12 protein-coding genes are annotated in these 10,572 nt (G+C 64.3%); 7 read left to right on the top strand and 5 right to left on the bottom strand.

Annotation, left to right across the window (positions count from 1 at the left end; translation table 11 throughout):
* The first annotated feature begins 2 nt into the window (after positions 1-2).
* The 4 genes from VKM35_RS00285 (at position 3) to VKM35_RS00300 (ending at position 1,929) form a co-directional block, all read left to right on the top strand.
* Entirely contained in the window at positions 3-662 is a 660-nt protein-coding gene (locus VKM35_RS00285; protein WP_324317146.1) for a hypothetical protein, read from the top strand.
* Between the two features lie 86 nt (positions 663-748).
* Positions 749-976, top strand: coding sequence for an RNA-binding S4 domain-containing protein (locus tag VKM35_RS00290; protein WP_324317148.1), 228 nt, complete (start codon positions 749-751; stop codon positions 974-976).
* A 217-nt stretch (positions 977-1,193) separates the two neighbouring features.
* Positions 1,194-1,598 (top strand): DUF3224 domain-containing protein, encoded by a 405-nt coding sequence (locus VKM35_RS00295; protein ID WP_324317150.1) that lies wholly within the window; start codon positions 1,194-1,196, stop codon positions 1,596-1,598.
* Between the two features lie 103 nt (positions 1,599-1,701).
* Positions 1,702-1,929, top strand: coding sequence for a DUF1289 domain-containing protein (locus VKM35_RS00300; RefSeq protein ID WP_324317152.1), 228 nt, complete (start codon positions 1,702-1,704; stop codon positions 1,927-1,929).
* Between the two features lie 69 nt (positions 1,930-1,998).
* Here VKM35_RS00300 and VKM35_RS00305 read toward each other — a convergent pair whose 3' ends face one another.
* The 3 genes from VKM35_RS00305 to VKM35_RS00315 form a co-directional block, all read right to left on the bottom strand.
* Positions 1,999-3,627, bottom strand: coding sequence for a GAF and HD-GYP domain-containing protein (locus VKM35_RS00305; RefSeq protein WP_324317154.1), 1,629 nt, complete (start codon positions 3,625-3,627; stop codon positions 1,999-2,001).
* Positions 3,628-3,861: 234 nt separating this feature from the next.
* The gene (locus VKM35_RS00310; protein ID WP_324317156.1) at positions 3,862-4,296 is read right to left on the bottom strand and encodes a hypothetical protein; all 435 of its coding nucleotides are present in this window, start codon (positions 4,294-4,296) and stop codon (positions 3,862-3,864) included.
* 160 nt (positions 4,297-4,456) lie between these two features.
* Positions 4,457-5,221, bottom strand: coding sequence for an SDR family oxidoreductase (locus tag VKM35_RS00315; protein ID WP_324317158.1), 765 nt, complete (start codon positions 5,219-5,221; stop codon positions 4,457-4,459).
* Positions 5,222-5,383: 162 nt separating this feature from the next.
* On the opposite strand from VKM35_RS00315, the gene VKM35_RS00320 reads away from it, so the two are divergent.
* Both VKM35_RS00320 and VKM35_RS00325 read left to right on the top strand, forming a co-directional pair.
* Entirely contained in the window at positions 5,384-6,328 is a 945-nt protein-coding gene (locus tag VKM35_RS00320) for a tetratricopeptide repeat protein (RefSeq protein WP_324317160.1), read from the top strand.
* The gene (locus VKM35_RS00325; RefSeq protein ID WP_324317163.1) at positions 6,295-7,254 is read left to right on the top strand and encodes a hypothetical protein; all 960 of its coding nucleotides are present in this window, start codon (positions 6,295-6,297) and stop codon (positions 7,252-7,254) included. Before VKM35_RS00320 ends, VKM35_RS00325 begins: the two co-directional genes overlap by 34 nt.
* 12 nt (positions 7,255-7,266) lie before the next feature.
* Here the strand turns inward: VKM35_RS00325 and VKM35_RS00330 are convergent, their stop codons facing one another.
* Positions 7,267-8,106 carry a lysophospholipase gene (locus tag VKM35_RS00330; protein ID WP_324317165.1) on the bottom strand — a complete coding sequence of 280 codons (840 nt, stop codon included), beginning with the start codon at positions 8,104-8,106 and terminating at the stop codon, positions 7,267-7,269.
* 77 nt (positions 8,107-8,183) lie between these two features.
* Between VKM35_RS00330 and VKM35_RS00335 the strand changes: the two genes are divergently transcribed.
* Positions 8,184-9,665 carry a glycerol kinase GlpK gene (locus VKM35_RS00335; RefSeq protein WP_324317168.1) on the top strand — a complete coding sequence of 494 codons (1,482 nt, stop codon included), beginning with the start codon at positions 8,184-8,186 and terminating at the stop codon, positions 9,663-9,665.
* Between the two features lie 95 nt (positions 9,666-9,760).
* Here VKM35_RS00335 and VKM35_RS00340 read toward each other — a convergent pair.
* The coding region (locus VKM35_RS00340; protein ID WP_324317170.1) for a M64 family metallopeptidase at positions 9,761-10,572 on the bottom strand (812 nt) is incomplete at its 5' end.

A 10,572-nucleotide genomic window follows, 5' to 3' on the forward strand; every position in this document is an offset into this window, starting at 1 on the left:
ACATGGAACTCGACGACATGAAACTCGCCTGGCAGACCCTCGATCGCCGGCTCGAGCAGCACAACGCGATCAACCTGCAGGTATTCAAGGACGGCCGCTTCGACAAGACGCGTTCGGCGCTACGTCCGCTTTTCCTGGGGCAATTCCTGCAGCTCCTGTTCGGCGTCGCCGTGGCGGCGACGTCGGCGATGTTCTGGATCGCGCATCGCGACGTGGCACACCTGCTGATCACCGGTCTGATCATGCATGCCTATGGCGTCATGACGATCGCCTTCGCCGCGCGCAGCCTGCTGTTGATCGGACAGATCGATTACGCCGCTCCGGTGTTGACGATCCAGAAGCAGATGGGCGAGTTGCGCAACTGGTATGTGTATAGCGGCCTCGCGGTCGGCCTGCCCTGGTGGTTCCTCTGGGCGCTGTGCCTGACGATGTTCTTCGAAAGCGCATTCGGCGCCGACCTGTTCGTGAACGCGCCGTCGGTGATCTATGCCAACGTCGTGGTCGGCGTGCTTGGATTGCTGGCGACGTACTGGTTCGGGCAGTGGCTGCGTTCGCCGAAGCGTCCGCAACTGGCCAAACGCGCCGAAGACAGCCTCACCGGCAGCAGCCTGCGCAGAGCCCAGAGCATCCTCGATGAAGTGAGCCGATTCGAGCAGATGTGAGACCCTGCCGCCGCGTCTTCCGTTAGGATGGCGCGGCGCGGCCACCGCAGCGGCAATCGCCGCCCAACCATCATCACGGAACCAAAATGCAACGCATCGACTTCGAGCTGGACCGCGACCACGTCGAGCTCAACCAGCTGTTGAAACTCGCCGGCCTCTGCGACAGCGGCGGCATGGGCAAGGCCATCGTCGCCAGCGGCGTGGTCATCGTCGACGGCGAGGTCGAGCTGCGCAAGACCTGCAAGATCCGCGTCGGGCAGGTGGTGGTGCTGGAAGAGTTCGAGATTCATGTTGTTGACGGGGCGCAGAACTGAGGTTGCTGGCTGCGACCTCGGGTTCCAATTGAATTGCGAAAAATGTTCGTCATCCCCGCGCAGGCGGGAAGCGCTTCTCAACGGCGATAGCCGGTCATCCAGAGTCTTTACGTTCTGCTGCGATGACGCATAAAAGACGCTGGATCCTCGCCTTCGCGGGGATGACAGTCGAGAATTTACGTTGGTGTTTAATATCGAGATGAAAACGGAGAGCGAGATGACCCACACCGCCCACGGAACTTTCGACGTCAAGATCACGCCGATGCCACCGGAAGAAAACGTCGGCGATGCCGGCATCGGCCGGCTCGCGCTGCACAAACAATTCCGCGGCGATCTCGATGCCATCGGCAAAGGCCAGATGCTGGCGATGGGCACCGAGGTCAAGGGCTCGGCCGGTTATGTCGCAATGGATCGCGTCAGCGGCGCCCTGCACGGGCGCAGCGGCAGTTTCGGCCTGCAGCACAGCGGCACGATGGATCGCGGTGCGGCGCAGCTGCGCATCGCTGTCGTACCCGATTCCGGCACCGGCGAATTGACCGGTATCAGCGGCGTGCTTGCGATCGATATCCGCGACGGCCAGCACTTCTACACTTTCGACTACCAGCTGCCCGACCCGTCCTGAAAACATCGGAACGGCGCAACACTGCGAACCGATTGCGGTCGTCGTCGTTTCGTCCTAAAAGGAATGCGTGTCGCCGCGTCCTGCGGTGGATACCGGAGTCCGCATGCGCCCGTATCGCGACCTTCTGCCACTGCCAGCATCGACGCCGCCCTCGCCCTGCGTGCGCAACTGTTGCCTGGACGATGACGATGTCTGTCTCGGTTGCGGCCGGCATTTGCAGGAAATCCTGCGCTGGCGCGATGCTTCCGAATCGGAACGCGAGGCGATTTCGTTACTGGCGCAGGAGCGGCGCGAACGACGCGAGAGAAACGCGTTCCAGCCCAGCAAGTGAGTCGACGCGGCCACTATCGGACATGACTGACGGATCGAGGTCGCCGTGAAAGATCCCACGTGAAACCCGTCAGTGCGACCCCTCGTTCCGATCCGCCGCGAGCAAGTGCTCCGCCAATCCGGCATCCACGCCCGGCATCTTCGTCCAGTCGATCACGTCGATCTGCGCGGGCTCTAGAAAACGTTTCGCGTAGTCGAGATAGACGCGTTCGCGCAGGAAGATGTCGAACAGGTCGGGGTCGACGTGGCCTTCGAGTTTCATGTGGCCGAGAATGCGCAGCGATTCCGACAGCGTCTTGCCGGGTTTGTAGGGGCGGTCGCGCGCGGTCAGCGCTTCGAAAATGTCGGCGATGCCCATCACCCGTGCCGGGATGCTCATCTGCTCGCGGGTGAGGCCTTTCGGATAGCCCTTGCCGTCCATGCGTTCGTGATGACCGCCGGCATATTCAGGCACCTGGGTCAGGTGCGGTGGCCACGGCAAAGCCTCGAGCATGCGGATGGTCATCACGATGTGGTGGTTGATGATCTCGCGCTCGGCGGCAGTGAGGGTGCCGCGGCGGATGCTGAGGTTTTCCAGTTCGTTCGCCGACAGGAAGGCCTGCGTCTCGCCGCCATGCGGCCGCCATTCGTGCGCGCCGATGCGCGCGATCGCCTGCAATTTTCCTTCATCCATGAATTCGCCGCCGGTGTTGGCGCTGCGCACGGTCTCGCGATCGGCCAGGAGATGCTGCACGCGCGCCGCCTGCTCGTCGGCATCGATCTCGCCCTTTAGGCGGGCGATCTCGACATCGCGCAGCAATACTTCAAAGCGGGTATCGATCAACGCGATGCGGTCAAACAGGGTTTCCAGCTTGGTCGCCTTGTCGACCACGTGCACCGGCGTGGTGATCTTGCCGCAATCGTGCAGCAGGCCGGCGATCTTCAGCTCGTAGCGATCGGCCTCGGTCATGCTGAAGCCAGCGAGCGGACCGGCGCTGTTGCGCGCGGCGGCATCGGCCAGCAACGAGGTGAGCACCGGCACACGTTCGCAATGGCCACCGGTGTACGGCGATTTTTCGTCGATCGCGGTATTGACCAGGCTGATCAGCGATTCGAACAAAGTCTCCAGCTGTTCGACCAGTTGCCGGTTGTTGAGCGCAATCGCTGCCTGCGAGGCCAGCGACTCGACCAGTTGCTGGTCGGCATGCGAGAACGCGCAGACCTTGCCGTCGTGGTCCTTGGCGTTGATCAGTTGCAAGACACCGATGACCGCGCCGCTGTGATCCTTCATCGGCACCGTGAGGAAAGACTGCGAGCGATAACCGGTCTTCTGGTCGAAGGCGCGCGTGCCGGAAAAGTCGAAGCCCTCGGCGGCGTAGGCATCGGAAATATTGATGGTCAGGCCAGACAACGCGGCATGCGCGACGACCATGGAATCGTTGCCGCTGCCATCGGCGTCGTACAGCGGCAGCGGCGCGAAATGAATAGCCTCGCCGTGCTTGCCGCCCATGAAATAGCCCAGAGTGTCGTTGCGCAGCACTTCAAAAACCAGCGTGTCGTCCTTGACCCGGTACAAGGTGCCGCCGTCGGCATCGGCAAAATCGCGGGCGGCCTCGAGAATGCGTTCGAGCAGACTGCCGATGTCGCGTTCCGACGACAGCGCCACGCCGATCGCATTGAGGGTTTCCAGTCGGCTGAGAATCTCGTCTTCGCTGGTCATGGCGTGCGGGCTTCGCGGGTGGTGGGTCGAGGATGCCAGAATCAAGCCTACGCCTGCCGTGCGCCCGTGAAAATGCGATGGCGCCCGTGTTGACCACGCCTGCATCCGCGTCCCTCGCGACCGAAACCCTGAAAACATGCGGCGCCGACGCTGCGATGCCCGTGCCGACGGTGATGCCAGACGGGAGCGAACGCCATCGTCGATGGTTCCGCTCCAGCCCGCTTGCCCACGCGATCAGCGCAGCTGCAACTCGCGGATCAGCTCGCTGCCCATGATGTCGCGCATGGCGCCGCGATCCACGGACGCGCTGGCGGCTTCGGCACGGGTCTTGCCGGTGACCTTCTTCATCAGCGGCTCGGTGCGCTCGTCGAGGCCATCGAGGCTGGCCATGTTCGGATAGGTGACGGTGAGATACAGGTCCGGATCATTGGGCGTGCGCGCCGTGGTCGAATAGACCTTGTAGTCGAGGATGACGCCGGCTTTCTTTTCTTCTTCCATCAGTGGCTTGTAGGTGCTGTCGAGATAGGCGAGATATTTTTCGTCCTGGCCCGGCTTCACTTTGACGGCGGTGACGACGGTGACGGGGCCTTCCTTGTAGGGTCGATCCTGGGCGGACACGGTGGCGGCGAATGCGAACAGCGCCGCGATCAACATCAGCGTGCGTTTCATGTGCTTCCCCTTGCGTGGTCTGGTTCCACCGGAGGTCTCCGGCCGGCTGACGCTACGCCCCGCGACGGGCACGGTCAAAGACTTTGGCAGCCATTTTTCAGGGGTCCGGCGCAACGGGCATTGCGCAGAAACAAGGCCAGCGTTCGCGTCCGTCACGCAATCAAACCACCGTCATCGCACCATCCACGGCGAGTTGGTGACCCGTGACGAAGCTCGAAGCGTCCGAGCACAACCACAGCACCGCGCTGGCGACATCATCGACTTCGCCGAGGCGGCCGATCGGATGCATGCGCACCAGGCTCTCTTCCCAGCCGGCTTCGCGTTCCAGGGCGCGCTCGAGCATCGGCGTGCGGATCACGCCGGGGCAGACCGAATTCACGCGAATGCCCTTCTTGCCGTATTCCGCCGCCGCGCTCTTGGTCAGGCCGACCACCGCATGTTTGCTCGCGGCGTAGATCGCGTGCTTCGGTGCGCCGATCAATCCGGCGACGGAGGCGGTGTTGACGATGCTGCCACCACCCTGCTTGAGCATCTGCGCGATCTCATGCTTCATGCACAACCAGACGCCCTTGACGTTGATCGCCATCATGCGGTCGAACATCGCCTCGTCGGAATCGGCAAGGCGCTGGTGTTCTTCCTCGATGCCAGCATTGTTGAACGCGCAGTCGAGCGCGCCATACGTCGCCACCGCTGCATCCACCGCAGCCTTGACGTCGGCAGCAACAGCGACATCGGTGCGCACGAAGATCGCCTGACCGCCGGCGCGGAGGATGTCTTTCGCGGTTTCCTCGCCGGCGGCGACGGCGATGTCGGCGACCACGACATTCGCACCCTCCTGCGCAAAGGCCATGGCCACGCCGCGTCCGATGCCGCTGGCCGCGCCGGTGATCAGCACGGTTTTCCCTGCGAATGCCTGATTCCCCACACCGATTCTCCCTGGCCGCGGAACGCGGCTTCGACCTCCGGGATCATACCCAGGCGTTGCCGCGGCCCGGCAATTTTCCTTTTTTCGCTCCTATACGGGCGGGCTGCAAGACGGATTATTTCGGAGTAGTGTTCGCCCGTCGGCACCGATGGGAGAGCTGTCATGACGCGTTCCGCGAAGTTGGCTGCGGTCGTTCTGGGTAGTGCGGCCTTGTTGAGCAGCAGCGCCTTGCGCGCCAGCGGCACTGGCAGCGGCACCAGTATGGGTGGACAGAATCCGGGCGTGAGCGCGCCCAGTTTCGATGTCAACGTCGAATTCAAGAAGGGCGTCGATGCGCTGCAGGCGCAGAAATACAAGGATGCCGACCGCGCCTTCGGGCACGTGCTGCAGGTGATCCCGCGCGATGCCAACAGCAACTTCCTGCAGGGCATGGCTCGCGCCGGCCTGGGCAAACCCAAGGACGCGCTGCGCTACTACGAGAAAGCGATCAAGTTCGACGACAACCTGATCCTCGCGCATCAGGAGCGCGGCATCACGTTGGCCAAGCTTGGCGAAACCGACAAAGCCAAAGCCGAACTCGAAGACCTGAGAAAACGCGCCACCGCCTGTGCCTCGCAGTGCGCGCAAGCCGGCGATCTTGCCGCCGCCGTGCCGGCGATCGAAGCCGCGCTCGGCGCCGCGCCGCCGACTTCGCAGGTCGCGCCGGCTGCGTCGGAATTCCTTTTTGCGCGCGCCGATCGCGGCGAGCAGGCCTATGTCGCCGCCGTCGCGCTGATCAACGAGAAACGCTACGAGGAAGCGATCGTCGCACTTGATGCCTCCGCGCGTGCGTTCGGCCCGCACCCGGACATCCTCACCTACCTTGGTTTCGTCAATCGCAAGCTCGGCCGTTACGACATCGCCGAGGGCTATTACCGGCAGGCGTTGGCAGTCGCGCCCGATCACCTCGGCGCCACCGAGTACTACGGTGAGCTGATGGTCGAACGCGGCGATCTCGCCGGCGCGCGGCGCATGCTCGCGAAACTCGAACACACCTGCAGCTTCGGCTGCGCCCAGGCCGATGAATTGCGTCGATGGATCGCCAGCGTCGCGCCGCACGCATCCTGATCGCGAGCGTCTTTGTCGCCGGCCTCGCGTTCGCGGACGCGAATACGCCGTCGCCTTTGCGTGCGGCGCGCTGGTTGCCGGTCGATCGCCAGCAGCAGGCGCTGACGCAAGAGCCTAGCGAATGCCTGGCGCCGGCGACGGACGCCAAGCTCGCGCAACGCATCGCGATCGGACGCGCGGCATTCCGTACGCCGCTGCTTCTTGGCGGGCAGGCGGCGCGTGCCGGGCTGGCCTGCAACAGCTGCCATCGCAACGGCCGCGGCAATCCCGATTTCGCTTTTCCGGGGCTGTCGGGCGCGCCGGGCACTGCTGACGTCACCTCTTCGCTGATGAGTTCGCATCGCGGCGATGGCCGCAGCAATCCCGTCGCGATTCCCGATCTCAGTGGCGCGGCCAGCGCGCTGAAAATTTCCCGTGAACCGAGCAGTCGCGCGCTGGAAACTTTCATCCACGGCCTGATCGTCGAGGAATTCGACGGCCCCGAGCCAACCGCGGCAACGCTGGATGGTCTGGCGAGCTACGTGCGCGCGCTATCGCCAACGTCCTGCCCCTCCAACGCGCAGCGATCAATCCGGCTGGGCAACATGTTGTCCGATACGCGCGCGGCGACGCTGGCCGCGCAGGCATCGCTGACAGCGAAAGATCCGGCGACCGCACGACTGATGCTGGCGAGTGCGCGGTCGATGCTCGGCCTGATCGACGAGCGTTACGCGACAGCGGCGACCGCGCATGATCGCGACGGCCTGCGCGAAGCGGATCGCGAACTCGCGCAGATCCAGGCGGCGATCGACAGCAAGGCCGCGAACGGTTCGTTGCGCCTTACCGCCTGGCTTGCGGCAATGCCGCGCTGGGTTTCGCCACTGGAACGCGATGAAGCCTTGTCGCTGTTCAACGCCGAGCGTCTCAAGCAGATGGCCGCGAACTGAGCGCGCATCGCATCACCCGCGCGTGGCGAGCCAGTCCGCGAGCGCGGCGAATACCTCGGCCTGTTCGGGCTCGTTGAATATTTCGTGGAACAAGGCCGGGAACGCTTGCGTGCGCAGCAGCGATTTCGGCGCGGCATCCGCGAACGCAGCGCTGCCCGCAGGTGAGACGCAGCGATCGCTGCCGGCGTAAAGCAACAGCGTCGGCAACTTCCACTGCGCGGCCAGGCCGCGCACCCACTCGCCGCCGTCGACGATGAAACGCACCAGCCGCGGCGTGATGCGATCGTGCACCAGCGGATCATCGCGATACTTCTGCACCACAGCGGCGTCGCGGGAAATCCACGCCGGCTTCAGGCCATTGTTGACCGCGAGGTTGGGCGCCAGCGGCGCCATCAATGCCAGCTGGAATTTCTGCCAGGCATTCATCCCCGGATCGAGCGCAGGCGAACTCAACACGAGACCATCGATGCGCCGGTACCAGTCGGCCGGCGTGGCCGCCAGACCTTCGGCGACAAAACGCGCCGCGATCAACCCTCCCATGCTGTGACCGAGCACGAGCAACGGACCCGGCGCGATGTCGCGCACGTGATCGATCACCGCGGCGAGATCGCGCAGCAGGCTGGCGGCCGTCGCGATTCGTCCTTTCGCACCGGCGCTCAGCCCATGGCCACGCTGGTCGCAGGCGAACACCTGCCAGCCGAGTTGATTGAGATGCGCCGCGACGTGCGCGTAGCGCCCGCCGTGTTCGCCGAGTCCGTGCACGATCACAACGGTGCCGCGCGCGACGCCTGCCGCCGGCCAGTGCCGCAGATGCAAGGTCAATCCATCGTTGCTGCGCAGGGTCGTGTCCATGATCGGGAGTTTAGAGCCTGGCACACGGTCGGCAACGGAAAGTTTTGACCGGCGCGCGGGTTTGCTAGGCTCGGGGCATGAGCGAAACCGCCGCGATGCGTCCCACTGCCCTGCGCCAGCAACAGGATCTGGTGATCGGTCTCGACCAGGGCACGACCGGCAACACGGTACTTGTTGTCGATCGCGCGCTGGAGGTCGTCGGCCAGGCGACGGTCAATCATCCGCAACACCATCCGCAACCGGGTTGGGTCGAGCACGATGCCGATGAGATCTGGGCAGCAGTGCGCATGGCGTTGCGTGAAGCGCTTGCCGGCATCGATCCGGCGCGACTTGCCGCGATTGGTGTGACCAACCAGCGCGAAACCACGTTCGCCTGGAATGCCGACACTGGCGCGACGATCGATCGCGCGATCGTCTGGCAGGATCGGCGCACGAGTGCGGCCTGCGCTGCGTTGAAGCCGTTCGAAGCCGACACGCGTGCACGCACCGGCCTGCCGATCGACCCGTATTTTTCCGCAACGAAACTCGCCTGGTTGCGCGCACAGCATCCGCAGCAGCGGCTTGCGTTCGGCACCGCCGACACGCATCTGCTGCGGCGATTGAGCGGCGAGGCGCTGACCGATGCCAGCAATGCCAGTCGCACGCTGCTGTTCGATCTTGCCGATGGCGCCTGGTCGCCGGAATTGCTGGCGCGTTTCGATGTGGCCGATGTGCAACTGCCGCGCATCGTGCCCAGCGCGGGAATTTGCGCGCGCGTGCGTGGCGTGGCGGAACTTCCCGACGGCCTGCCTGTGGCCGGCATCGCCGGCGATCAGCAGGCAGCCTTGTTCGGCCAGGGCTGCTTCGATGCCGGGCAGGCGAAGATCACTTACGGCACCGGCAGTTTCGTGCTGGTCAATACCGGCGGCGCGCGCGTGGCGAGCCGGCACGGCTTGCTGACCACAGTGGCCTGGAATATTGATGGCCAGACGCGTTACGCGCTCGAAGGCGGCGCGTTTTTCGCCGGCGCACTGGTCGCCTGGCTGCGCGACGGCCTCGGCATCATCGCCGATGTTTCGCAACTCGAAGCGCTGGCGCGCAGCGTCGACGACAGCGACGGCGTGATTCTCGTGCCCGCGCATGCCGGTCTCGGCGCGCCGCATTGGCGGCCGGACGCGCGCGGCGCGCTGCACGGACTCAACCCCGGCACGACGCCGGCGCATATCGCCCGCGCCGCGCTCGAAGGCATCGCCCACAGTCAGTGCGACATCCTCGACGCGATGGCCGCTGACCTCGGCACGCCACTCACCGATCTGCGCGTTGATGGCGGCGCCGCCGCCAACGATCAGCTGATGCAGATCCAGTCGGATTTTTCCGGTCTGTCGTTGCAGCGTCCACGCATGCTCGAAAGCACGGCGCTGGGTGCGGCGATGCTCGCGGGGCTGGGTGTCGGCCTGTGGTCGGGCACCGAAGAACTGCGCCGCGCCTATCCGACGCAGCGACGATTCGAGCCAGCGCTGGCGCGGACGATCGTTGCCGATGCACGAAGACGCTGGCGGGAAGCCATCGCGAAAACCTGAGTGCGGAGCACGAGCTCCGTGTCAAAGCGCGAAATCATTTCTGTCATCCCGGCGCAGGCCGGGGCGACGGTAAAAAATTTATCGGATGAAATAAATCAGCGTGGCAACGGTCGCGAATACAGATCGATGATCGTGCTGATCGCGTCCTGGCAGACTTGGCAGTAGGTATCGCTGCGGTCGAACATCAGGCATTGCATTTGCGAGCGGTAGTAACCCTTGGCCTCGTAGTTCGCGCCTTCGAAGGCGCCGATCACGTGGTAGTTCGGGTTGGCGGAAAAAAGTTTGTTGCTGTGCGCGAGATCGGCGCGGAACAACGCGTCCATCTCCGCTTCCGGACGTTGTGCGGCGCGCAGGGCGGCGCGTTTCTTCTGGTACTCGCGCGAATACTCCTCGTATTCGGCTTTCGGCCACGAGGTCGGCAAAGGCGTGTCGGGCTTGACGTGGTCGCGCCATTTGAGCTGCGCCGGATCGTGCAGAGCAGTGACGTTCGGCTCCCAGGGTTCCGGACGATCCGCACTGGATTGATAGGCGACCGGCGAGGTGTAGTACTCGTCGGCGAGACCGGCGAAGTGGTGGCCGAACTCGTGCACGAACAGATAATCGGCCCAGGCATTGCCCGCCGCCGCCGTGCTGAACTGGCCGAAGATGCCGCCGCCACCGTAGGTTTCGTTGTTGACCAGGATTTCGATGAATTCATTCGGCGCATATTGCGCGACTTCGCGCAGCGCGCGATTGTCTAGCGTGAGCACGTAGCGCTCGCTGCCGAAGATGTCGTAACTCGTCCCCAACGAAGACGCATGATGCATGCCGCCGGAAGGACGCGATATGCCCGATTCCGCGGTCGGCACCATCATCGCCCAGACGTTGAAATCGCCGGCGCGTTCCTTGAACGGCGACACCGTAAACA

This window comes from Arenimonas sp., from assembly GCF_035312645.1.
Lineage (GTDB): Bacteria > Pseudomonadota > Gammaproteobacteria > Xanthomonadales > Xanthomonadaceae > Arenimonas.